A 23,760-nucleotide genomic window follows, 5' to 3' on the forward strand; every position below is an offset into this window, starting at 1 on the left:
AGGGCTCCTACTTCACCAGCTCGGACATGAAGTCCCCGACGCCCTGGGCGGCGCTGGAGATGCCTTCGAACCCTACCTGGACGAGGTCGGCGGCCCTCGCGGGCGACGTGATGATCGTGTACAGCACGAAGACCACCACGATGTAGAGCGCGATCTTCCTCGCTTGCGCCACAGCCCCTGCCTCCCCCTCGGTCCCGTGCGCGGTCGGCAGATTCTATCCGTACACCTGGTCGGATTCGGGGGTCGATGGCGATCGGTGTTCGAACCCGCCCTGGGGGAGCGGCCCGGCCGGTGCCCGGCTCGCCCGGGACCAAGGGCCCGGCGACAGAGGCCTTTCACCGGCCCGCGCGGGCGCTGCGAACGGGCACGATGGAAGCACGGCCCGGCGGACCAGGCAGGAATCCGCAGGGCATGGGACAGGACCCTCTCTGTGGGGTCCGGCCGCGGCACTCCCCCCGACCGCGGCGGGACCAGTAGGGACTGTCCTCACCGGGGGAGGCGGCTCGTCCCCCCGATGCCGCCTCCCCCGCTCCGAGGCCCCGCCTCGGCTCCGGCCCCGGCCACCTCTTCCGTGAGGGCCGGGGCCGTCGTAGTGCCGGACGTCCGCCCACCCGCACGATGCCGGCCGGCCCCGCTGCTCAGGGACGGACAGCCCCTACGCTCCCCCCATGCATCTGCGCCAGATAGTCGTCGACGCCCACGACCCCGAGACCCTGGTCCGTTTCTGGGGCTCGCTGCTGGGCGGTACACCGGTCGGCCGTGGCCACGGGGAATTCCACCTCGACCCACCGGGTTCCCCCCGATTCGTCTTCCGGCCGGCCGGGGCGTCCGGGGCACGCCCCGGCCGCCTCGACTTCGACCTCACGGTGGCGACCGCCGACGACCGGGGCGGGTTCCGGTCCGTACGGGACCCGGAGGGCCACGAGTTCCGCATCGGCGTCGCGCCGCCCGTGCCGCCCGGGACCGCCGTTCCGGGGCCACCGCTCCCGGGAGCGGTGGCCAAAGCCCGGGTGCTCTTCACCGACGGCCGGGGCCGGGTCCTGCTGGTGCGGCTCCAGCCGTGGCACGACGCGTGCCACTGGGGTCTGCCCGGTGGCACGGTCGAGGCCGGCACGGAGACGCCCCGCCGGGCGGCCGTCCGCGAGATCGAGGAGGAGATCGGTCTGCCGTGCGTTCCCGGGCGCCTGCTCGGCATCGACTGGGTGCACCGCGCCCACGACCGGCCCCGTCTGGTCCATGTCTTCGACGGCGGGCCGCTGGCGGACGAGGACCTGAAGCGCGTCCGGCTCGACGCGGAGGAGCTGGCGGAGTGGCGGATGTGCACGCCCCGGGAGGCCGAGGCGCTGCTGCTTCCCCCGTCCTGGGAGCAGCTGAAGGAGTCGCTCGCCGTCCTGGCCTCCGGGACCGGCCCGGCGGAACTGGTGGACGGGGTGCCGGCGCACTCCTGAGCGCGCTCCGGCGGTCCGTCGCGCGTCCGCCGGGGGCGAGGGGGCGTTCCCCGGCCGGTAGTGCGGGCGACGGATTGCCGCCCTCCCCTTTTTACGCCCGCATGGACGAATCCTGGCAGGCCGATGGCTAGTATCTGCGCGGGGACGGGGCGAGCCCCGGGGGGTGTGGGGAGGGTATGCGCTGATGGAGGTCTCCGAGGTCCACGACGAGGCGGAGCGGGAGCCGGGATGGTCCTCGCTGTCCTCGCTCTTCGGCTTGAGCGACCTGCTGCTGGACGTCTACCGCACCGTGGTCGGACGCCCCGGGTGGGGGGTCTCCGGGATAGCCCTGCATCTGGGAGTGGCGGAGTCCCAGGTGCGTGCCTGCCTCGACGAACTGGCCGAGCTCTCCATGCTCTATCCGGCCACGTACTCCGCGAACCCCGTCGCGCTGAACCCCGAGATCGGCCTGGCCGCTCTGCTGAACCGGCGTGAGACCGAGATCCAGAGCCAGCAGGCCCAGCTGGCCGCGGCGCGTACCAAGGCCGCCGAACTGGCGGCCGTCTACTCCGCCCAGCAGGGGAGCCGGGGCAATCTGGGCCTCGAACAGCTCGATGAGATCACCGCGGTACGGGCGCGGCTGACCGAGATGGCCGACCAGGCCCGCGAGGAGCTGCTCTGCTTCATGCCGGGCGGAGCGCAGAGCCAGGAGGCCCTGGACGCCAGCAGGCCGCTGGACGAGAAGAGCCTCTCCAGGGGGGTCCGGATCCGGACGCTCTACCTGGACAGCGTCCGCAACGACCGGGCCACCACCGAGTACGCCCGTTGGCTGGCCGGACTCGGCGGCGAGATCCGGACGATCCCCTCCCTGCCGGTCCGGATGCTGGTCGTGGACCGGTCCGTGGCCCTGGTGCCCACCGACCCGGAGAACAGCCGGGCCGGAGCGGTCGTGGTGAAGGCGCCCGGGGTACTGGCCGCGCTGGTGCACCTCTTCGAGGCCACCTGGCAGCAGGCGAGTCCCCTGGACGGGGCGCAGCCTTGCGGGCCCGGCGGGCTCACGGCGCAGGAGCTGGTCCTGCTCAAGCTGCTGGAGCTCGGTCATACCGACGAGGTCGCGGCCCGCAAGCTCGGTGTCTCGCTGCGCACGGTACGGCGGATGATGGCGGACATCCTGGGCCGGCTGGGCGCGCGCAGCCGGTTCGAGGCCGGGCTGCTGGTGACCCGCGCCGGCTGGATGTAGCTTCCGGGGGCCGTGGCAGTCTCGTGCCATGGCCGTTAGATGCCGTCGCCCAGCGGGATCCACGGGCCACCGCGGTGCCAGCATGCTCCCATGTACGCAATCCACATCCGACAGAATGCTCTGGGGCCCGGCCTGTGCCGACTGGACATCCAGGACGTCGTCAAAGAATTAGCTGCGGTCCATGATTGCGTTCTTGAACATATCTACGCGCCTAGATCGAATGAAAATGGACATAGTGGCGTGCTCTACGTGACCGGAGAGTCCCTGAATACCGCGGGAGCCGGCGTGCTGGGCGCGGTCCGAAGGGCGATATCCGGTACCCACATGTGGGCTGATCTGGCGATTTCTGTCGACCCGTGGTCGGCGGGGATGTGCGACGCGACGGTCCGGGTGGCGCCCCTGCGGATGGTCGGCACGGCCGGCGACCGGGCGTGAATGGCACTTTGTGGCCTGGGCAACTTATGGCCAGAGCAGGCTCTATGGCGCGCTCGTGCCGTGTGTCATGTTTGCCGGTGTGTCCAGCGGATGAATTCACGGAGAACGCGATTCCAAGAGAAGTCTTCGGTCCCAGGACGCGCACAGGGGAATTGTTGAATTGCTGAAGGGTCGCCATGCCTACGCGTCTTCTGATCTCGATCACCGGCTCCGTGGCCGCACTGGCCGCCGTGCTCCTGAGCACCGCGGCGGCGGAGCAGCCCGCCCCGCGTGACGTCCGCGCCGCATCGGTGGCGGATCAGCCCGTGCCCTACAGCTGGGGCTGGGACTGAGGGCCGTCCCCGGTCCCTGGCGTCCGCGCGACGGCCGCCGGGTCGGCCCTTCGGGCCGGTACGTCCGAACGGCTCCGGCGCGCGTACCTCTTGTCCCCGTGGCACCGCCGCACCGGACACCGGTCATGAACCCCGGCAGCCTGTGCCCCCGTCCGTACGAGGCAGGCCCTTGTCCGGCCTCACCAACGAGGAGATTCCATGGAGCGCACCGTCGCCGACGGCGGATGCCATCTGCCGCAGTGCGGAAGCGGGCGGGGCGGGCCCTCCGGGGAGGCGTCGCGCACACCCCCCGGACGTCCGTGCCGGGCGTGTGCGGACGGCATCGCCCGGAACCTCGCGGAACTGCCCGCCCTGCACCGTGAGATCGAGTACGCGCTCGGACCGACCGCGTCCGGCCGTTTCGAACGCGTCAGCGGCAGCCGGAGCGTCGGGCTCGAACTCAACGAGGAGGTCTGCGCCGTACGCGCGGCGATGCTCGGTGTGCTGGCCTCCTGGGCGGGCGCGGTGACCGGCCCCGGGACGGGGCCCGCCCCCGACCGTGCGGTGGCTCCGCTCGTCGCCTTTCTGCTCCGGCACATGGACCTGCTGGTCCGCCACCCGGCCGCGGGAGACCTCGCCGAGGAGATCGGCGGTCTGGTCGCGGACGCCAGACGGGTGCTCCAGCCGCCCGGGACGCGCCGGATCGCTCTCGGCAGCTGCCCACGGGCCGGCTGCGCGAGCGTCGTGGAGGCGTCGGCGTCCGGCCTGGACGGAGCACCGTCCGACGACGTGCGCTGCCGCTCCGGACATATCTGGCCGGAGCGGGAGCTGTTGGCACTGCGGCAAGCGCTGTCGGCCGGGGGGACCGTTCCGGCGACGACGGGACGCACGCTGCCGACGCGGCTCGCGGCCCGGGCCGCCGGAGTCTCGGAGGCGACCGTCCGCAAATGGGCGAGTCGGGGAAAGCTGACGAGGCACGGGAGTCCCGCCCGTGCCGAATACGACGTCGACGAACTGGTCGCACTCGCCGTCGGCTGAACCGGTCCCGATATGTTCTTGAATTCGTCCCGAGGCCCTGCATGGCATTCCTGATGCCGCGCAGGGTCATTCCGGCATTCCTTCGGGCAGCCAAGTCCCCTGTTCATGAAGAACGTTGACAGGCCGACGCGGAGGTGTCACGCTCTTGGTGGCGGAAGAAGTGTCGGAATTCGCGGAGAACGGCCTGATGGTCGTCCCGCCAGGAATTTCGTGACAGCCATCGAGGGCCCTTTCGGCGCGCATGGTCCGTCGGGCGCGCGAGCCCGTGTCCCTGTCTTCTCCGGGCGTGCTCGGTCCGTGACCTCGATCCGGCCGGCGGAGCACCGTAACGCCGCCCGATTTCCCTTTCCCGTCGGCTCGGTACATGGGCGGAGCGCATGATGATTGACTCGGACGACGCCATCGCGAACTCGTTGGACGCGGTCAGCCGCGCCCGGCGGGCGTGGGAGCAAAGGCCCCGTGCCGCCGTACCGCACCTCGCGCACGAGGAGTTCCTGACCTACCTGCGTGAGGCGGTCCCGTACTACCGGGAACGGGCCGCGACGGCCGGCCTCCCGCTCGTGGGGCGGTCCGAACTCCAGGACGACGGCGCACTCTTCAGGGCGGAGCCCGACGGCCCGCAGTACCGCCTCGCGTCGAGCGGCACCACCGGCCGGCCGCTGGAGGTCACCCTCGACTCCTCGGCCTGGTACGCCGTCAACTACCACTTCTTCGAGCAGATCCGGGAGCTCGCCCAGCTGCCCCGCACCACGTTCCGGCGGGGCGCGCCCGGCGTGCTGTTCGTCAGCAACAAGCCGGGGCGGCCCAGCTTCGTGCGCCCGCTGCCGTCGCTGGACGACGCGCTCTACCTGCGCCTCCAACTCCCCGACTCCGCACGGGACCTGCCGGCGGTACTGAGCAAGTTCCAGGCTCCCGTGCTCTACGGCAAGCCGACCTATCTGCTCGACCTGCGGGCCGCCCTGCTGGGCCTGGGCATCGAGCGGGCGCCGTGGCGGCCGGAGCTGGTCCTGGTCAGCGGCGAGCCCCTGCACGCGGACGACCGGGAGCGGCTCACCGGCTACTTCGGGGCGCCCGTGGTGGACGCGCTCGCCTCCACGGAGGGCGGCCTGATCGCCGCGACCCCTCCGGACGGGACGGTCCACCGGGTGTTCGGCGACAACGTACGGCTCGAAGTGCTCGACGGGAGCGGCCGGACGGCGGACACCGGCCGGGGCGAACTCGTCCTCACCAACCTGGTCAACCGGAGCACGGTCTTCGCCCGCTACCGCACCGGTGACTTCGCCGAGCTGGAGACCGCAGGGGACGGGACCCAGCGTCTCCTGCGGCTGTACGGCCGGGAGCCGGAGACGGTCCGTTTCCGCACCGCCGAGCTGTCCGCGGACGAGGTGACGCGGGCCGTCGGATTCCTTCCGGGCCTCGCGGACTTCCAGTTCGTCCGGGGCGATGGGGAACGCACGCTTCTGCGGTGGGCCCCGGAAGTCTCCCGCACCGCCCCGGACGACCTGGAGAACGCGCTGCGCGGTGTGGTGGCCGGTCTGCTTCCCGGGGAGGACACGGAACTGGAGCGGTGCGCGCGCATCACCCCCCTGGGCGGGAAGAAGCGGCGCTTCCTGCTCTGAACATCGACCATTCGGAGCCACTTCTATCTCGGCGGGGCATTTCCATGACGCTAAACCTGACCTGGACGGGCAACCAATTCCTGGACCCGCGTGAGCAGACGGCCGAGATGATCTCGGCCACCGAATCCATCGACATCACCAACAAGGACGAGGTCTGGGGCGAAAGCGTGGCCGCGGCCGTCGCCGCCCACTTCGACGTCCCGGAGAAGTTCGTGCGGGTCGGGGCGGGAGCCACTCAACTCATCGACACCGTGCTGCGCGGCGCCTATCAGGGGCTCGTGGTGGACGTCACCCCGAACTTCCATCTCACCGCCACCGTCTCCCGCCAGCAGGGCTGGAATTACCGGAGCGTTCCGGTGCGCGAGCCCGCCGAACTGCTTCCCGCACTGGAACCCTTCCTGGACCGGCCCGACGCGGTCATCGTGCTCTGTTCGCCGCGCAACCCGCTCGGCTACCAGTTCGACGTCAGTGACATCGGCGCCCTTCTGGAACGTGCCCGCGGTCTCGTGATCCTGGACGAGGTGTACGCGGACTTCGCTCCGGACTCGGCCCTGCGGCTGGTGGAGAGCCACCCGAACCTCGTGGTGATGCGCACCTTCTCCAAGGCCTGGGGCCTCGCCAACCTGCGGATCGGATTCGCGGTCTCCCAGGCCTTCGCCAGGGAGGACTTCCGGTTCTGGCTGATGCCCAACAGCGTCTCCGGAGTGGCCCAGCGCACCGCGCTGCGGTTGCTGGCCCGGCCCGACGCCGTGCGCGAGAGCGTCGGCCGCGCGCGGGAGTGCCGCGAGCTGCTGGTGGCGGGGCTGGAGAGGATCGACGGGCTGCGGGTGTGGCCGTCGGACGCCAACTACCTCTGCCTGGAGAGCCCGTACGCGGCGGCGATCGTCGAGGAGCTGCTGGCCGCCGGCTACCGCACCCGGCTGCTCCACGACCTCAAGGGCTATCCGGCCGAGTGGCCGCTCGGGGTGCGGATCTCCGTACCGCGCGAGGACGAACTCGCCGCGGTGGTGGAGTGCGTCGCCCGGGTCCACGCGGCCGCGGGTCACCGGGTCGCGGCCGACCGGTGAGCGGGACCGGGGAGGTGAACGGGCCGCCGTCGCTCAGCGTCGACGGCCGGTTCGCCGGCTGGCTCTCCAGCGGTTCCTCGGCGCCCCGCCTCGTGCTGTACGACCTGGCGGAACGCCGGGAGGCGGGCCGCTCGGGCGTCGGTGCCGCCCGGTGCAGGGCCTTCACCTGGACGCACCTGCCGGGCGTCGGTCTGGTGGTGGCGGACCCGGACGGTACGGAGAACTGGTCGCTCCACCGGGTCCGGGTCGAGACGGCCGAGTGGACGCCCCTCGGCGGCCCCTCCGCCGTACGGGCGCGGATCGCCGGGCTCTCGGAGCGGCGGCCCGCGGAGGTCGTGCTCTCCACCGACGGCGCCGGCCCAGGACTTCGCGACTTCGTCCGGGTCTCGCTGCTCACCGGGGCTACCACGGTGCTGATGACCGGTTCGGACCACTCCGCGGTGTACTTCGACCGCGATCTGCGGCTCAGGCTGACCGAGACCGTCACGCCCGACGGATCACGGGAGTTGCGCCATGCCCCCGCGCCGGGCGGCGGCGTCGGGGCGCTGTTCCTGCGCGTTCCGCACGAGGACGCGCTCGTCGTGCGGGTCCTGCGGTTCGCCGACGACGGCGCCGGCGTCTACCTGGTGCTGCCCGACGGCCCGGACGGTGTCCGGCTGGCCGAGGTGGGCTGCGTACCGGGGGAGCCGGCGGGTGTGCCGCGGACCGTGCGCGCGGTGCGCGGCGGGGACTTCTCCACCGTGCTGTTCGCGGAGGACACCGGCAGACCCGACCTCGTGCACGTCGAGCGGGAACAGCGGGTCTGCGAACCGCTGGACGAGGAGTGGGAGCCGAGGATCGAGCGGCTGCGCGACGCGCTCGGCACCGAACCGGTGGTCCTGGACCGCCGGGGCGACCGCCTGCTGGTCGCCGCTCATCGCCCCGAGCGCGACGCGCGGTACTTCGTCCACGACACCGCCACCGACGACACCTGGCCGCTCTCAAAAGCCCGGCCCGGCCAGGGCCCGGCGGCGGTCGAGTGCAGGCCGGTCCGGGTGCCGCTCCGGGACGGCGCTCACGCCGTCACCTACGTGACCCGGGGAGACCGGGAACGGCTGCGGGGCGGCCCCGGCCCGGCGGTCCTGCTGGTGCACGGAGGGCCCTGGCGGCGAAGCCGCTGGGAGTACGCCGAGCGGCGGGTCTGGCTGGCCGAGCAGGGCTGCACCGTGATCGAGCCCAACTTCCGCGGCTCCACCGGGTTCGGCAGCGCCTGGATCAACGCCGCGGACCGGCAGTGGGGCGCGGCCATGCAGGACGACCTGGAGGACACCCTGGACTGGGCGGTGGCCGAGGGCCTCGCCGATCCGGACCGGATCGCCCTGCTGGGAGGGAGCTACGGCGGCTATGCCGTCCTGCAGATGGCCGCGACCACCCGCAGGACGCTGCGCTGCGTGGTGGCGACCTCACCCCTGACGGATCTCGTGCGGTTCCTGGCGGCGCCCCCCGCCTTCTGGCAGGCCGCGGCGCCGATGCTGCGGCGCCGGGTGGGCGATCCGGACGTACCGGAGCAGCTGCGGGCGCTGACGGAGGCCTCGCCGGTGAACCGGCCCGAGGGGTTCCGCTGCCCCGTCCTGCTGGTGCACGGCGCCCAGGACAGCCGGGTGCCCGCCGAGATGGCGACCCGGATGTTCATGGGCCTGGCACAGGCAGGCCGGGACGCCACGCTCGCCCTCTTCCCCGACGAGGGGCACGAGGTGGTGAGCACCGGCAACCGGAGCGCACTGGACTCCCTGATCGCCCGGTACCTGGACGAGTGGCTGGGCGGGCCGGGGGCCGCGGAGCCGGGACGGGACCGTACGGCCGTTCCGGGTGACACCACCGTGAAGCTGTTCGACTCACCCCGCGCCGTCCGCCGGAAGGCGGCCCCGGCGCCGACATCTGGAGCGGATCATGGCACTTCACCTGACGCGCAGTAACGCGCTGCTGCTGCTGACCCCGAAGACGGGCAGCACCTGGATCCGGAAGAAGATCAGGGAGCTGGGCATCGCCTTCGAGGAGGTCGGCGATCCGGCGATGCGCGAGCACGACCTGCTCGCCGCCTTCGACCGGTCCGCGTACGGCCTCGTCGGAGCCTTCGTACGCGATCCGCTGGAGTGGTACCGCTCCTACTGGTCCTACCGGATGGAGAAGGGCTGGCGACCGCAGTACCCGCTGGACGAGCACTGCGAGAGCGACGACTTCGAGACGTTCGTGCGCCGCGCCGTGACGACGCTGCCCGGCGCGCTGGGCAACATCTACACCTCGTACGTGGGCGCTCCGGGCGAGGAGGTCGACTTCGTCGGCCGGCAGGAGAACCTCCGGGAGGACTTCGCCCGCTTCCTGGAGCTGGCCGGCGAGGAGTTCGACGCGGACGTGCTCGCGGAGGGCAGCCGGATCAACGCGACGAAGATCCGCCCCGACTACCCGGAGGAGCTCAAGGAGCTGATCACCCTCTCGGAGTGGCAGACCATGGGGCGCTTCGGCTATCTCGCCGGCCGGCCGGACCCGATCGGGCTGGCCGAGATGCAGGACCGCTACCCGCAGGACGCGAACGACCTGCGGCTGCTCACCCTCTGGACCGAGAAGATCCACTGGGTGCCGGACGACAAGAAGCGGGAGGCCGGCAGGCCGGTTGCCGCGGAGACCCGGTACGCGCGGGTGAACAGCAACTTCGCGCTGTACGCCGAACACAAGAAGCTGGACCCCGACTACGCGGGCGGCCGCTACCGCGAGGCGCTGCGGCTGGACCCGGTGCACCCGCGGACCCTGTGCAACTACGCGCTCCACGTGGCGAAGCACGAGGACGACAGCGCCCGGGCCCGTGAGCTGATGCTGCGCGCGCTGGCCGTCCGCCCCAACCACCCGTACACGCTGGGCAAGCTGGCCGGGCTGACCGCCGGGCGGCTGGCCGATCCGGCGCTGGCGGAAGTCCTCTACCGGCAGAGCCTCGCGGCCAACTCGGCCCAGCACGAGCTGCGCGTCGAGTTCGCCAACTTCCTGGCCGGGCAGGGCCGTACGGTCGACGCGCTCGCCCTTCTCGGCCCCGAGGCCGAGAGCCGCGACGCCGACCGGCTGACCCTGCTCACGCACGCCTCGCTGCTGGCCCGATCGGGCCGTGTCGCCGAGGCCAGGGACTTCCAGCGGCGGGCCGCCGACTCGGTGGCGACCGCCGCCTGAGAGCCGTCCGGCCTTCCGGACGGGCGGGCCTGGGGCCCGTACCTCCTCCCGCAGGACCATCGCCAAGGAGGCGACACGATGTACACGGAGAACGCACTGGCCCACGTCATCCAGGACGAGAGCGTGTCCGGCGCGGGCAAGTCGGTCGAGCAGATCGCGGCCGCGGCGCGCGAGGGCATGGAGAAGAACCGGATCTGCCTGATCCGCGACTTCGCACTCGACCCCGACCTCTACCTCGCCTTCCTCGGGGAGTTCGGCGAGCCGCTGATGAACTACTCCTCGCTCAGCGAGCTGGCGAAGACGGACCCGCACCCGCAGATCAACCGGGTCAAGTACAAGAAGAAGGCCGAGGGCGCCCAGTCGGTGCACTACGTCGCGGGCGGCCTGCGACCCCACTCGGCGCGTTCCTGGCGCTCCCCCCGCCCCTCGCACTTCGCGATGCTGATGGTCGAGCCGGGCTGGCGGGAGGTGCCGGCCGGGGAGCGCGGCGAGTCCGTGGTGGTCAGCTGGCACGATCTCTTCGTCCGGCTGGCCGAGCGCGACGGTGAGGTGTTCCAGGAGCACTTCGACCGGTTGTCCGCCACGCCGATCACCTTCGAGGCCAACAACGTCCGCGAGGAGCTCAGCAGCCTCCCGCTCCTCTACCCGCTGGCGGACGCCCGCGGCCCGTACGACGTCGGCGTGCGGCTGAAGCAGGACCTGCGGGACAAGATCGTGGGCATCAAGGACCGGATTCCGGACTTCGAGGCGTACCGGAAGTCACTGGACTACCTCCTGGACGCCAGTGCGGACGAGCAGTTCTTCGCCTGTTTCCCGCTGGAGCGCGGCGATCTGCTTCTGCTCGACAACCACCGCTTCGCCCACGGCCGCCTCAAGATCGTCGGGGAGTACGTCGTCGACGACGAGGCACGGAGCAACAACCGGGAGCTGTGGAGCGTCACGGTCCACTGACGCACGGACAACCGAGGGGTCCCGTCCGGAACTCCCGGGAGGAAAAAGGAGAGTGACGACATGAGCAATGGCGACGACAAGCCCGTCGAGGCGGCCGAGGCGGCCGAGCCGGCCGCGGTGGACGGTGGGGAGCAGGCCGACCTGGTCGCGGTGTGCGCCGAACTCCAGGGTGAGCTGGACGCGCTGATCGGCGGGTCCGGCACGAACGCCGCGGCCCAGTCGCTGGACACCGCGGTGGCCTCCCTCAAGGAGGTCGAGCAGCGGAACGTCTCGTCGGTGCAGCTGGTGGCGCTCGACCACAGCTGACCCCGGCGCGGCTTCGTGGCGCGGCTTCCCGGCGCGGCCGGCGCGGCTTCGTGGCGCGGCTTCGTGGCGCGGGTTCGTGGCGTGGCCGCACGGCTCGGCCTCCCGGCCGGATCGAGCGCCGGACGCGCACGGGCCGGCCGTAGCGATTCACCACTGAACCGCGGCGGACGGCCGGTTTTCCGCCCCTGTCGTTTAACGCGGCAGGGGCGGAAACCCGATATCCGCGGGCCAATAGCGGGCCCCGTACACTGTCGGCGCTCGCCACCCACCCGCGCGTCCAGAGGAAGTCGGATCCCCATGTCGCTCATCGGAAAGCACATTCTCTCCAGCGATCTCTTCGACCGGGAAGAACTGGAGCGGCTCTTCGAACTGGCCGACACGCTGACGCCGGTGGCCCGGGGCCGCCAGATCACCCGCGTACTCGAAGGCGCCGTGATGGCCAGCCTCTTCTTCGAGGCGAGCACCCGCACCAGGCTCAGTTGCGAGTCCGCGTTCCTGCGGCTGGGCGGTGGGGTGACCAGCACCACGGGCTCGGGGATCATGTCGATCTCCAAGGGCGAGTCGCTGGCCGACACCAGCCGCGTGGTCAGCGGGTACTGCGATCTGGTCGTGATGCGGCACCCCGAGGTGGACGCGGTGCACGAGTTCGCCGCCGCCACCAACGTCCCGGTGATCAACGGCGGGAACGGCGCCGGGGAGCACCCGACGCAGGCCCTGCTCGACATGTTCGCGCTGCACCGGGAGTTCGCCCGGACCGACCGCACGATGGACGGCCGGCGGATCGCCCTGGTCGGCGATCTGCGGCACGGCCGTACCGTGCACTCGCTGATGAAGTTGATCTCCCGCTACGAGGACATGACGATCGTCTGTGTCGCCCCCGAATCGCTCGGGATGCCCGAAGAGCTGGTGGAGCTGGCCGAGAGCAGGGGGCACCGGGTCGAGCGGAGCGACCGCCCGGAGACCGGGCTGAAGGACGCCGACCTGGTGTACACGACCCGGTTGCAGACCGAGCGGTTCGCGGACCGGCCGGTGCCGTACAGCGACGCGTTCCGCATCGACAAGGCGCTGGTGAGCCGGGTGTGCCGAGAGGACGCGGTGGTCATGCACCCGCTGCCGAGGGACGGCCGGCCGGGCTCCAACGACCTGGCGACCGACCTCAACGACGATCCCCGCCTGGCGATCTTCCGTCAGACCGACGCCGGTATCCCCATGCGCATGGCGCTGTTCGCCTCGGTGCTCGGCGTGGCCGACGCGATCCCCGGCTCGCTGCGGCCGGCGACCTGGTACCGGCCGGACTACACCGGTCCGGACGACGCCCCGTTCTACAAGAACGTCGCCTTCTGACGTCTGATCCCTGATCTCTGACCCCTGCTCTTCGCCAGGAGCCTCCTCGCCGAAGAGCGACAGCACACAGCACGCCCCCAGAACGCCGAAGCGGGCCGGTCACCACCGGCCCGCTTCGGCGTTCTCGGTATCCGGCGCCCTTACGCCGAAACACACGGAAGAGGAATGGCATGGAAGTGGACGCGAACAAGGGGGAGGCGGAGAGCGATTTCGCCGCGTACCGGAACCCGCTTGTTTCGGTCACCATGGCGAGCACCTTTTTCCTTAAACTGGTCTCTTTTCTCTGCATACCTTTCATGACGATCTACCTGAGCAAGAACGTCGACGCCCCGCCGTACGTCATCGGCATCATCGTCGGCGGAAGCCAGCTCGGGTCGCTCACCGCCGGATTCTTCAGCGGGGTGCTCGCCGACCGGGTCGGGAAGCGACGGGTCCTCCTCATCGGGCTCTTCGGGAGCGCCCTGGTGTTCCTGCTCTTCTGGACGGTGGCGACCTGGTTCCGGGGCGCCGCGCTGTTCCCCGTCGCGTTCGGCCTGCTGAACGCCTGTTACGGAGTCATGTCGGCGTTCTTCTGGCCGGTCACCCAGGTGCTGATGGCCGACAGCCTCCCCAAGGAGCGCCGGCCCGCGGTGTTCCGGCACCGCTACGTGGTGACCAATTTCGCCGTCGGCATCGGACCGCCGGCCGGGGCCTTCCTCGGTGTCGCGTCCGCCCGGGCGGCCTTCGTCATCTCGGGCTGCTCCTACCTCGTCTTCGCCCTCGCCTTCTGGTGGCTCACCCGGGGAACCGGCTTCGGTGCCTCGGACCGGGCGGCGGAGCGGCGCAGTTTCACCGGGGCGATCAAGGTGCTCGGCTCCGACCGGGTGTTCCGGGGACTGACGGTCTCGATGATCCTGTTCACCCTGGCCTACTGCCAGATCGACTCGAACCTCTCGGCGATCGTCAACAGGGGCTTCTCCGACGGAGTGCGCTTCTTCTCCGTCCTCCTGACGGTGAACGCCGTCGCCGTCATCGCCCTGCAGCCGCCGGCCACCATGATCGCCAAACGGATCGGTCCCCGCCGCACGCTGCTTCTCGGCAACGCCGTGTTCACGGTCGTCTGCCTGCTCTTCTCGCTCGTGGAGTTCAGCAAGACCGGTCTCGTCGTCCTCATCGTGCTGGTCAGCGCGGCCGAGGTTCTGGTGGTCCCCACGGTCAGCGTGGTGGTCGACGAACTGGCACCACCCACCATGCGCGCCACCTACTTCGGCGCCGCGACCCTGCGCAACCTCGGCCTCGGGGCGGGCCCTGCCGCGGGCGGCCTGGTGCTCGCCTCCTTCGACCGGGGGCTGCTCTTCGTCTTCATGGGCTTGTGCGGCGCGGCCGCCTGGGCCGTCGTCCACTTCACCCTCAGGGAGAACTCCGATGCGGATACTGGTCCTTCACCAGAATCTGTTTGACAGGCTCGGCTACGAGCAGGCCATCGACCACACGGCGCACGACGTCACCTACGCCGGGACCCAGGACTACCTCGACAACATCCCCGGGCACATCCGGTGCCGGACGTTCGCCTGGGACCCGGCGCTTCCGGTCGCGGACCAGCTGCGCCCGATGCTGGCGGAGTCGGACCCGTACGACCGGATCATCGCCCGCCACGAGCTGCTGATCACCCCGGCCGCCGAGCTGCGGGCCGAGTTCGGCGTCCCGGGCATGGGGCCCGGGACGGCCCGCAACTTCCGCGACAAGGTCGCGATGAAGCACACGCTGGCCGAAGCCGGCGTCCGGGTGCCGCGCTACCTGGCGCTCGACGCCCCGAACACCCTGAACACCCTCGACTCCCTCGGCACCGCCGACGGCGGCCCGGCGCTCTGGCAGGGCCCGACCATCGTGAAGCCGCGCGACGAGGGCGGCAGCCAGGGCGTGCGGCTCTTCGCGACCCTCGCGGAGGCCACCGCGCACGTCCGTGCCCAGAGCGGTCAGAGCGACGAGTTCGCCACCCGCTACGAGTTGGAGGAGTACGTGGAGGGGCCGATCTGCCACATCGACGGCTTCCTCTTCGAGGGCGAGGCCGTCGTGGTGCAGCCGTCCCGGTACGTGGGGACGCCGCTGCGCTTCGAGAACGGCGAACCGCTCGGCTCGGTCCAGTTCGACGACCCGGAACTGGCCGAGTGGACGGTCCGGTGCGTACGCGCCCTGGGCGGCGAGACGCTCACCTTCCATCTCGAAGCGATCATGACCGAGGACGGGCCGGTCTTCATGGAGGTGGCGGCGCGCTGCGGCGGCGGGCACATCGTGGGCGCCACCGAACTGCGTACCGGCGCCAACCTGCACCGCCTGGACATGGCGTCGGACATCGAGGGCGCGCTGGCCACCCGGTTCGTCGGTCCGGCGGCCGCCGGACCGAGCCACGGCTTCTTCCTCTTCCCCGGCCATGTGCACCGCGGGGCCGAGGTCACCGTGGAGGTCGCCGACGGACTGCTCGACGACCCGATGGTGCTGAGTCACCGGATGACGGCCGTCGGCGTCCGGACGCCCCGCAAGCACTCCTACCGGCCCGAGAACCTCCCGCTCTCCGGAGTCGTGGCGCACACCGACCCGGCGGAGATGGAGCGCTGGATGCTCCGGCTCTTCGCGGGCACGACCGTCACCGGCCGCTTCGAGGCGTACGACGCGACGGGGTGCGCACCCGACGACCACGCGCTGGCCCACCGGCTCGCCGAGGAGGCCGGTGCCCTTCTCCTCGGGCTGCGCACCGAGGAGAACTTCGGCGACCCCCGCGCGCTCAAGGACCTCGGAGACCTGCGCTCGCACGAGTTCCTCGCCGCGGAACTGGCCCGGCACCGGCCGCAGGACGCCGTGCTCTCCGAAGAAGGTGTCGCCGACCCGGCGCGCCTGGCCGCGGAACGGGTGTGGATCGTCGACCCGCTGGACGGCACCCGGGAGTTCTCCGAGACGGGCCGCACCGACTGGGCCGTCCACGTGGCCCTGTGGGCGGAGGGCCGTCTCGTGGCGGGAGCCGTCGCGCTCCCGGCCCTCGGCATCACCCACTCCACGGCCGACGGGGGTGTGGCACCGCCGGACGCGGCCCGCACGCGGGGAATCCTCGGCAGCCGCTCCCGGCCGCCCGCCTTCCTCGCGAAGGTCGCCGACCGGGTCGGCTCGGAACTGATCGGCATGGGATCGGCCGGCGCCAAGACCGCCGCGGTGGTCCGCGGCGAGGCGCGGGCGTACATCCACGCCGGAGGCCAGTACGAGTGGGACTCGGCGGCCCCCGCGGCCGTGGCGCTCGCCGCCGGGCTGCACGTCTCCCGCCTGGACGGCACCCCGCTGCGCTACAACCGGGCCGACCCCTACCTGCCCGACCTGCTGGTCTGCCAGGTCGCCGACGCCCCGGCGCTGCTCGAGGCGATCCGGCTGGAGGAGCCGGGAACGCGGGAGCCGGAGGAGGCGCGGTGAACCGGAGCGGGACCGCCGCCACCGCGGCTCCGGGCGGATCCACGGTCGCCGGACCGGTCTCCCGACCGCCGCTCACCGAGAAGGGACGGGTGTGACCACCGTGACGCACACCCCCGTGAACGGTCTCACGCACCTCGACGCCCTGGAGGCGGAGTCGGTGCACATCTTCCGTGAGGTGGCGGGAGAGTTCGAGCGCCCGGTCGTCCTCTTCTCGGGCGGCAAGGACTCCATCGTGATGCTGCACCTGGCGCTGAAGGCCTTCTGGCCGGCACCGGTGCCGTTCGCCCTGCTGCACGTCGACACCGGGCACAACTTCCCCGAGGTCATCGCGTACCGCGACCGGGTGGTGGCGGAGCACGGACTGACCCTGCACGTGGCACACGTGCAGGAGTACATCGACGACGGGCGGCTGACCGAACGGCCCGACGGCCTCCGCAACCCGTTGCAGACCGTGCCGCTCCTCGACGCCATCGGGAACAACCGCTTCGACGCGGTGTTCGGCGGCGGGCGGCGCGACGAGGAGAAGGCCCGGGCCAAGGAGCGGGTGTTCTCGATGCGCGACGAGTTCGGCGGCTGGGACCCGCGCCGCCAGCGCCCCGAACTGTGGCGGCTCTACAACGGCCGCCACACGGCGGGCGAACACGTCAGGGTCTTCCCGCTCTCCAACTGGACCGAGCTCGACGTCTGGCAGTACATCGAGCGCGAGAAGACGGAGCTCCCGGGCATCTACTTCGCCCACGAGCGCGAGGTGTTCGCCCGCGACGGCATGTGGCTGACCCCCGGGGCCTGGGGCGGCCCCGCCCGGACCGAGACCACGGAGCGCCGGCTGGTCCGCTACCGCACGGTCGGCGACATGTCCTGCACCGGCGCCGTCGACTCCGAGGCGGCCACCGTCGCCGAGGTGATCACCGAGATCGCCGCCTCCCGCCTCACCGAACGAGGCGCCACCCGCGCCGACGACAAGGTCAGCGAGGCGGCGATGGAAGACCGCAAGCGCGAGGGGTACTTCTGAATGTCCACCACCACACCGCGGCGACCGGTGGAAACCACGCTGCTGCGCTTCGCGACCGCCGGATCGGTCGACGACGGGAAATCCACCCTGGTGGGACGGCTCCTGCACGACTCCAAGTCGGTCTTCACCGACCAGCTGGAAGCCGTCGACGCGGCCTCCCGACGGCGCGGTCAGGATGCGCCCGACCTGGCGCTGCTCACCGACGGCCTGCGCGCCGAGCGCGAGCAGGGCATCACCATCGACGTGGCCCACCGGTACTTCGCCACGCCCCGGCGCCGGTTCATCCTGGCCGATACCCCGGGGCACGTGCAGTACACCCGGAACATGGTGACCGGCGCCTCCACCGCCGACCTCGCCGTCGTCCTCGTCGACGCCCGCAACGGCGTGGTCGCGCAGACCCGCCGGCACGCCGCCGTCGCGGCCCTCCTGCGCGTCCCGCACATGGTGCTCGCCGTCAACAAGATGGACCTGGTCGGCTACGACGAGTCCGTCTTCGCCTCCGTCGAGGCGGAGTTCACCGCGTACGCCGAAAGGCTCGGGGTCCGCGCGATCGTCGCGGTGCCGATGTCCGCGCTGGCCGGCGACAACGTGGTGGAGCCGTCCGCGCACATGGACTGGTACGCGGGCCCGACTCTGCTGGAGCACCTGGAGACCGTCCGGACCGACGGGGACCCGGCCGACGACCCGGCCAGGTTCCCGGTGCAGTACGTGATCCGCCCGCAGCAGGGCGCGTACCTCGACTACCGCGGCTACGCGGGCCAGTTGGCGTCCGGAGTGCTGCGGGTGGGCGACGGGGTGACCGTACTGCCGTCCGGTCTGAGCGCCACCGTCGCGGGCGTCGACGTCCTGGGCACCGCCTCGGACGCCGCACGGGCCGGACAGTCGGTCACCCTGCGCCTGGCCGAGGACCTGGACATCTCGCGGGGCGACCTCATCGTGGCCGGGGCGCCGCCACGGCTCGGCCAGGACGTCGACGCGACCGTGTGTCACCTCCACGAGAAGCCGCTGCGGGCGGGGGACAGGGTGCTGGTCAAGCACACCACGCGCACGGTGCGCGCGGTGGTCAGGGAGATCCCGCACCGGATCGACATCGACACCCTCGACCGGTGCCCCGGCGACGACGGCCTGCACGTGAACGACCTGGGCCGGGTGCTGCTGCGCACCGCCGAACCACTGGCCCTGGACGACTACCGCGACAACAGGACCACGGGCTCCTTCCTGCTGATCGATCCGGCCGACGGGACGACGCGCGGCGCGGGCATGGCCGGACCCTTCATCGAAAGCGAGGCTCGCCGTGCCTGACATCGATCTCTTCAGACTGCTCGTCTCCCTGCTGGTACTGCTGGTGGCCGCCCACTTCATGGGACGGCTCTTCGGCCGGCTGCGCCAGCCCCCCGTGATCGGCGAGATCCTCGGCGGTCTCCTCTTCGGGCCCTCGCTGTTCGGGCTGATCACCCCCGAGGCGCAGGCCTGGCTGTTCCCGAAGACCGGACCGGCCTCGGCCGGGCTGACCCTCGTCTACCAACTCGGCACGCTGCTGCTGATGTTCCTCGCCGGCATCCAGATGCGGACGGTCTTCTCCCGGCAGGACAGCCGGGCGGTGGGGCTCATCGCCGTGGTCGGCATGGTGATCCCGTTCGGCTTCGGGCTGCTCCTGGTCCAGGTGGTCGACCTGTCCGGCGCGATGGGACCGGCGGCCGACAAGACCGCGCTGACCCTGGTCATCGCCTGCGCCGTGGCCATCACCAGCATCCCGGTGATCTCCCGGATCATGCTCGACCTCGGCATCACCGACACGGCCTTCGCCCGGGTGGTGCTCTCCGTCGCGGTCCTGGAGGACGTCGTCCTGAACGTGGTCATCGCGGTGGCGCTCGGCATGGTCAACAGCGGCAAGCACGACACGTTCGGGGCCGCTTCGCTGCTCGGCGTCGGCTCCGGATACGGGGCCGCCGCCTACCACGCACTGGTCTCGCTCGCCTTCTTCGGCGTGGTGGCTGCCGTGAGCATCCTCGTACGGCGGCTCCTCGCCCGGAGACCGCGGGCCGCCGGCGACGACCGCCCCACGAGCCGGGTGGCGGTCCGCCTCGCCATGGTCCTCGCCGCCGCGGGGGGCTGCCTCTTCCTCGGGATCACCCCCATGTACGGAGCGTTCGTCGTCGGGCTGATGACGGGCTGGGGACGTCCCCCGAAAGCAGCGGGGGACGAGCCGGAGAAGGCCATCCAGGGCTTCGCGACCGGGTTCTTCATTCCGGTGTACTTCGCCGTCGTCGGCCTGAAACTCGACCTCGTCCACTCCTTCGCCCCCCTGTACACGCTGCTGTTCATCGCCTTCGCCTGTGTGGTCAAGGCCGCCAGCGTGTACGCGGGTGCGCGCTGGGCGGGCCGCGCGCCCACCGACTCGGTGAACCTCGCCGTGGCGATGAACGCGCGCGGCGGACCGGGCATCGTGCTGGCGACGCTGTCGTACGACGCGGGCATCGTGAACGCGACCCTCTTCACCACGCTGGTGCTCACCGCGATCGTCACCTCGCTGATGGCCGGCACCTGGCTGGAGAGCGCCATCAAGCGGGGGCTGCTGCTCCGCGCCGACCCTCCCGTCCCATCCGTCGGCGCGAGGCGCCCCGACCCGGTCGAAGCGGGTGCCGTATGACCGCCCTTCCCTTCTGCACCTGCCTGCCGGGAGCCACCCTCTGGCTCGACGGTGTCGGTGAGGCCACCGTCGGCGAACTCACCCGACGGCTGCTCGACGGCCACCGCCGCCGCGTGGAGGTGCTCACCCCCACGACCGCGGCCGTTCCCGGCGAGACTCCGAAGGCCGCCGCCGAACGGATCGGCCTGGTGGCCGAGATCCTCGCCCGCCACGGAATCCTCGCCCTGGTCGTGGCCCCCGCCGGGCAGCCGGCGGACCGGGAGCACGTCAGGGCCCGCCATCTGCGGGCGGGCACCACGTTCCTGGAGACACCCGCGGCCGGGCCGGACGCCCCGGCACCGTCCGCCGACGCGCTCCTCGCTCTGCTGACCGAGCACGCTCTGGTCCGGACCGACTGACCGTCCCGCGCTCCGACGCGGTTCTCACCCCAGGGAGTTGTCACCATGTTCGAAGACATCGCCATCGACTGCGCCGGGCTCTCCCCGGCGGAGATCGAGACGGCCACCGTCACCTCGGTGGCCGACCACCGGCTCGCCTACCTGCGGAACTTCCCGCTCGACGTCGAGCAGTACACCGGACTCCTGGAGCACCTCGGCGAGCTGTGCCCGAACTACGCCGCCGGATCGACCAAGGCGGCGTACGGGCTGCATCCGGCGATCAACACCGTACGGTGCCGTGCGCCGCAGTCCGAGGGCGCCGAGCGGGTCCAGGAGAAGGCCGGTTCGCTGCCGATGCACTCCGGCCGGTCCTTCGCCCGGCGCCGCCCGCTGCACCTGGCCATGCTGATGGCCGACCCGGGCTGGCAGGACTTCGGGGCCGGCCACAACGGCGAGTCGCTGATCGTGCGGTGGGGCGACGTGCTCGCCGAGCTGCGCGTGCGCTTCCCCCGGCACTGGGCCGAGGACCTGCGGCTGCTCACCGGGCACGCCATGAGCTTCCCCGCGTCGCACCTGGACGAGGACCCCTCCGAGCTGCCCTTCCTCTACGTACCGGGCACCCCGCGCCGCACCGCTGTCCCGGACGACGTCGCGGCCCGCCTGCCCCAGGACATCGGCCGGCTGCGGAAGGCCGCCGAGTCGGTCAAGGGCGGCGAGCGCTGGTTCGAGGCGGTCACCCGCTTCCAGGAGACCGCCAACGACCCCGCGGTCCAGCGGGTGTACGTCATGGCGGCCGGCGACGTCGTGGTCCTGGACAACGACCGCTACGGGCACGGCCGGCAGGAGGTGGTGGCCGCGCGCACGGACGCCGACGGAGTCCAGTCGGTGAATCCGCGGACCATCTGGAGCGTCAACATCCAGTAGCCGCGGCCCTCTCGACCTCGACCCATCACATCTTCTCAACGGAACGGGACATGAGCAGAGTCATCGCGAGTTGTACGCGTGGAGCGCAGGCGCTCCCGGAGCGGCTTACCTCCGTCGAAGGCACCGGCCGGGCGGGCGATCTGGTCATCGCCCGCGTCGTGCGGGTCGGCGCCTACAAGGCGGTGGAGAACATCCACGGGCGGGACGTCCGCATCCGCGTCGGGGACGAACTCGTCGGCGTGCTGGGCGACCGCCACTCCACCACGTCGATCTACGGCGGTCTGCCGGAGAGCGGCCTCCCCGTCCGGGCGGGAGCGCCGGCCGACCTGATGGCGGTCGGGGGCGTCATCGGCATCGCCGCGTCCTCCCCGGCCTCCCTCGGCACGGCCACCGCCCTGGAGCTGGTCGGGCTCGCCGCCGACGCGGACGGCCGGGTGGTGCGCCTGGAGAGGCGCTCCGCGCCCACGGTGACCGGCATCCCCGTGGTGTTCGTCGGAGGCACCGCCGCCGAGGTGGGCAAGACCACCTTCGCCGCCGCCCTGGTCAACCACCTGGCCACCCGGCACGGCATGCGGGTGGGCGTCACCAAGCTGGCGGGTACCGGCCGGCTGCGCGACCTGCTCACCCTCGCGGACGCCGGCGCGCACTGCGCGGCGGACTTCGTCGACGCGGGTCTGGCCACCACCTACGGGCACTCGGCCGAGGCGGTGGTGGGCGCCGCCCGCCACCTCGTGGGCCGACTGGCCGAGGAGGGTGCGGAGCTGGTCGTCGCCGAGCTCGGCGGCGACCTGTGGGGCGCGGGGATTCCGGACATCCTGCGCGACGCCGGTCTGGTCGACGCGGCCCGCGCCCTGGTCCTCGTACCCTCCGACACGATGGCCTCGCTCGGCGCGGACACCTGGCTGACCCAGAACGGCATCACCATCCCACCGGTGCACGGCGTACCGCACCGCAACGTGATGGCCGCCCGGGAGCGGGTGGGGCGGGGCATGGGCGTCCAGCTCGTCGACCCGCACGACGAACAGGACATGGAGCGCCTGGTCCGCGAAGTGCTGCTGCCCGTACCGGCCGAAGCGGGCGCCCGATGAGCGACACCGGTTCCCACCTGGTCCTGCTGCTCGGAGCCGGAGGCATCTCCCCGGACACCGCGCTGCGGGCGGCGGTGGGGGTCACCTCCGAGCTCAGCGTGGTCTGGTACGGGAGCGCTCCCGCCGGTGCCGCCGTCGACCGGCTCCGCGCGCAGTGGAGCGAGTCCTTCGACGGCGAGTGGCTGACCACCGGTGATCACCTGGCCGTCCCCGGCCTGCTGGTGGACCTCGACCGCCGCCGGCCGGTCCACGGGGTCGCCACCTTCGGTGAGCCGCTCATCGTGGTGCAGGCGGAGGCGCAGCAGCGCCTCGGCCTGCCCGGCAACCCGCCGGAGACGGTCCGGACCGCCCAGTCGAAGCTCGCCCAGCGGCGCCGGCTGCGGTCGGCCGGTGTCGAGACGGTCCGCTTCCACGCGATCGCGGACGAGTCGGACGTACCGGCGGCGGTCGCCGAGGTGGGGTTCCCCGCCGTCCTCAAGCCGGTGCACGGGGCCGCCAGCTTCCTGGTGAGCAAGGTCCACGACGAGGAGGAGCTGCGGGACCGGCTGGACGAGGCCCTCGCGGCCTACCGGACGTCCCCGCTGTTCGACCCCGAGCCCCTGTTCGTCCTGGAGCAGCTCCTGGTCGGCGACGAGTGGTACGGGCGCACCGGCTTCGGCGACTACGTCAGCGTCGAATCGCTGGTCGAGGACGGCCGCGTCAGGCACGTGGGGATCACCGACAAGCTTCCGCTGCACGGGTTCGTGGAGACCGGCGGCGTGGTGCCCACCTCCCTGCCCGCGGACCGGCAGAGCGAGGTGCTCGAACACGCGGGCCGGATCATCGAGGCCCTGGGCATCCGCTGGGGCGCCACCCACCTGGAACTCAAGCTCACCCCGGACGGGCCGGCCTGCATCGAGCTCAACGCACGGCTGGGCGGCCCGATGGGCCACCTGCTCCGGGCGAGCAGCGGGACGGACGTCGAGGCGGACGTCATGCGCCTCGCGCTCGGCCGCCCCGCGGAGGGCGACTACCGAAGCGTCCGGTACGCGCTGAACCGCGCGGTCCCGCCACCCGCGCGGGCGGTGAAACTGGTGCGCCAGACGCCCCGCGAGGAGCTGCTCGCCGCCTTCCCGGAGCTGGTGTTCTGCAAGACGCGTTTCGCTCCCGGTGCCGAGCTGCATCCCGATCGGCCCTACAACGTCCTGACGTTCCTGGTGACCGGTGACGACGTGCGGTCCTGCCTGGCCGCCGCGGAACGGGTGACGGCCGCCTACCGGGCCGAGTTCGTGGCGCTCGACGACGGCGCCGCTGTCCCCTTCACCGCCTCGATCCACTGACCCGATCCGACGGAAGGCCAAC

At 71.8% G+C, this 23,760-nt stretch carries 22 protein-coding genes; 21 read left to right on the forward strand and 1 reads right to left on the reverse strand.

All coding sequences use genetic code 11. The annotated features are described in order from the left end of the window. Positions 1-7 precede the first annotated feature (7 nt). The gene (locus OHT52_RS15120) at positions 8-172 is read right to left on the reverse strand and encodes a hypothetical protein (RefSeq protein WP_266706389.1); all 165 of its coding nucleotides are present in this window, start codon (positions 170-172) and stop codon (positions 8-10) included. A gap of 496 nt (positions 173-668) precedes the next feature. Between OHT52_RS15120 and OHT52_RS15125 the strand changes: the two genes are divergently transcribed. The 21 genes from OHT52_RS15125 (at position 669) to OHT52_RS15225 (ending at position 23,738) form a co-directional block, all read left to right on the forward strand. Next, positions 669-1,448 carry an NUDIX domain-containing protein gene (locus OHT52_RS15125; protein ID WP_328720667.1) on the forward strand — a complete coding sequence of 260 codons (780 nt, stop codon included), beginning with the start codon at positions 669-671 and terminating at the stop codon, positions 1,446-1,448. A gap of 184 nt (positions 1,449-1,632) precedes the next feature. Then, the gene (locus tag OHT52_RS15130) at positions 1,633-2,667 is read left to right on the forward strand and encodes a LuxR C-terminal-related transcriptional regulator (RefSeq protein ID WP_328720668.1); all 1,035 of its coding nucleotides are present in this window, start codon (positions 1,633-1,635) and stop codon (positions 2,665-2,667) included. Between the two features lie 90 nt (positions 2,668-2,757). Beyond that, positions 2,758-3,102: a hypothetical protein gene (locus OHT52_RS15135; RefSeq protein ID WP_328720669.1), complete on the forward strand. Its 345-nt coding sequence runs from the start codon at positions 2,758-2,760 to the stop codon at positions 3,100-3,102. Positions 3,103-3,278: 176 nt separating this feature from the next. After that, on the forward strand, positions 3,279-3,434 hold the full coding sequence (locus tag OHT52_RS15140; protein ID WP_328720670.1) for a hypothetical protein: 156 nt from the start codon (positions 3,279-3,281) through the stop codon (positions 3,432-3,434). A 198-nt stretch (positions 3,435-3,632) separates the two neighbouring features. Beyond that, the gene (locus tag OHT52_RS15145) at positions 3,633-4,451 is read left to right on the forward strand and encodes a hypothetical protein (RefSeq protein WP_328720671.1); all 819 of its coding nucleotides are present in this window, start codon (positions 3,633-3,635) and stop codon (positions 4,449-4,451) included. A gap of 377 nt (positions 4,452-4,828) precedes the next feature. Next, positions 4,829-6,070 carry a hypothetical protein gene (locus tag OHT52_RS15150; protein ID WP_328720672.1) on the forward strand — a complete coding sequence of 414 codons (1,242 nt, stop codon included), beginning with the start codon at positions 4,829-4,831 and terminating at the stop codon, positions 6,068-6,070. A gap of 44 nt (positions 6,071-6,114) precedes the next feature. Further along, positions 6,115-7,137: a pyridoxal phosphate-dependent aminotransferase gene (locus tag OHT52_RS15155; RefSeq protein WP_328720673.1), complete on the forward strand. Its 1,023-nt coding sequence runs from the start codon at positions 6,115-6,117 to the stop codon at positions 7,135-7,137. Positions 7,138-7,151: 14 nt separating this feature from the next. Further along, a complete protein-coding gene (locus OHT52_RS15160; protein ID WP_328720674.1) occupies positions 7,152-9,092 on the forward strand; it encodes an alpha/beta hydrolase family protein in 1,941 nt (646 codons plus the stop codon). Further along, positions 9,067-10,332: a hypothetical protein gene (locus OHT52_RS15165; protein ID WP_328720675.1), complete on the forward strand. Its 1,266-nt coding sequence runs from the start codon at positions 9,067-9,069 to the stop codon at positions 10,330-10,332. Before OHT52_RS15160 ends, OHT52_RS15165 begins: the two co-directional genes overlap by 26 nt. 78 nt (positions 10,333-10,410) lie before the next feature. Further along, positions 10,411-11,283, forward strand: a complete 873-nt coding sequence (locus tag OHT52_RS15170; protein ID WP_328720676.1) for a TauD/TfdA family dioxygenase — start codon at positions 10,411-10,413, stop codon at positions 11,281-11,283. 60 nt (positions 11,284-11,343) lie between these two features. Next, complete coding sequence (locus tag OHT52_RS15175; RefSeq protein WP_328720677.1) at positions 11,344-11,589, forward strand: hypothetical protein; 246 nt, start codon at positions 11,344-11,346, stop codon at positions 11,587-11,589. Positions 11,590-11,886: 297 nt separating this feature from the next. Further along, positions 11,887-12,933 carry an aspartate carbamoyltransferase gene (gene pyrB, locus OHT52_RS15180; RefSeq protein WP_328720678.1) on the forward strand — a complete coding sequence of 349 codons (1,047 nt, stop codon included), beginning with the start codon at positions 11,887-11,889 and terminating at the stop codon, positions 12,931-12,933. 170 nt (positions 12,934-13,103) lie between these two features. Further along, positions 13,104-14,372 carry an MFS transporter gene (locus tag OHT52_RS15185; protein WP_328720679.1) on the forward strand — a complete coding sequence of 423 codons (1,269 nt, stop codon included), beginning with the start codon at positions 13,104-13,106 and terminating at the stop codon, positions 14,370-14,372. Then, entirely contained in the window at positions 14,338-16,368 is a 2,031-nt protein-coding gene (locus OHT52_RS15190) for an inositol monophosphatase family protein (RefSeq protein WP_328720680.1), read from the forward strand. Before OHT52_RS15185 ends, OHT52_RS15190 begins: the two co-directional genes overlap by 35 nt. A 91-nt stretch (positions 16,369-16,459) precedes the next feature. Beyond that, a complete protein-coding gene (gene cysD / locus OHT52_RS15195) occupies positions 16,460-17,380 on the forward strand; it encodes a sulfate adenylyltransferase subunit CysD (protein ID WP_328720681.1) in 921 nt (306 codons plus the stop codon). After that, positions 17,381-18,682 carry a sulfate adenylyltransferase subunit 1 gene (locus OHT52_RS15200; protein ID WP_328720682.1) on the forward strand — a complete coding sequence of 434 codons (1,302 nt, stop codon included), beginning with the start codon at positions 17,381-17,383 and terminating at the stop codon, positions 18,680-18,682. Beyond that, positions 18,675-20,030: a cation:proton antiporter gene (locus OHT52_RS15205; RefSeq protein WP_328720683.1), complete on the forward strand. Its 1,356-nt coding sequence runs from the start codon at positions 18,675-18,677 to the stop codon at positions 20,028-20,030. Before OHT52_RS15200 ends, OHT52_RS15205 begins: the two co-directional genes overlap by 8 nt. After that, the gene (locus OHT52_RS15210; RefSeq protein ID WP_328720684.1) at positions 20,027-20,428 is read left to right on the forward strand and encodes a hypothetical protein; all 402 of its coding nucleotides are present in this window, start codon (positions 20,027-20,029) and stop codon (positions 20,426-20,428) included. Before OHT52_RS15205 ends, OHT52_RS15210 begins: the two co-directional genes overlap by 4 nt. Before the next feature lie 45 nt (positions 20,429-20,473). After that, positions 20,474-21,331 (forward strand): TauD/TfdA family dioxygenase, encoded by an 858-nt coding sequence (locus OHT52_RS15215; RefSeq protein WP_328720685.1) that lies wholly within the window; start codon positions 20,474-20,476, stop codon positions 21,329-21,331. Between the two features lie 50 nt (positions 21,332-21,381). After that, entirely contained in the window at positions 21,382-22,419 is a 1,038-nt protein-coding gene (locus tag OHT52_RS15220; protein WP_328720686.1) for a hypothetical protein, read from the forward strand. Further along, positions 22,416-23,738 carry an ATP-grasp domain-containing protein gene (locus OHT52_RS15225; protein ID WP_328720687.1) on the forward strand — a complete coding sequence of 441 codons (1,323 nt, stop codon included), beginning with the start codon at positions 22,416-22,418 and terminating at the stop codon, positions 23,736-23,738. Before OHT52_RS15220 ends, OHT52_RS15225 begins: the two co-directional genes overlap by 4 nt. The last annotated feature ends 22 nt before the right edge of the window (positions 23,739-23,760 follow it).

The organism is Streptomyces sp. NBC_00247, from assembly GCF_036188265.1.
GTDB lineage: Bacteria > Actinomycetota > Actinomycetes > Streptomycetales > Streptomycetaceae > Streptomyces.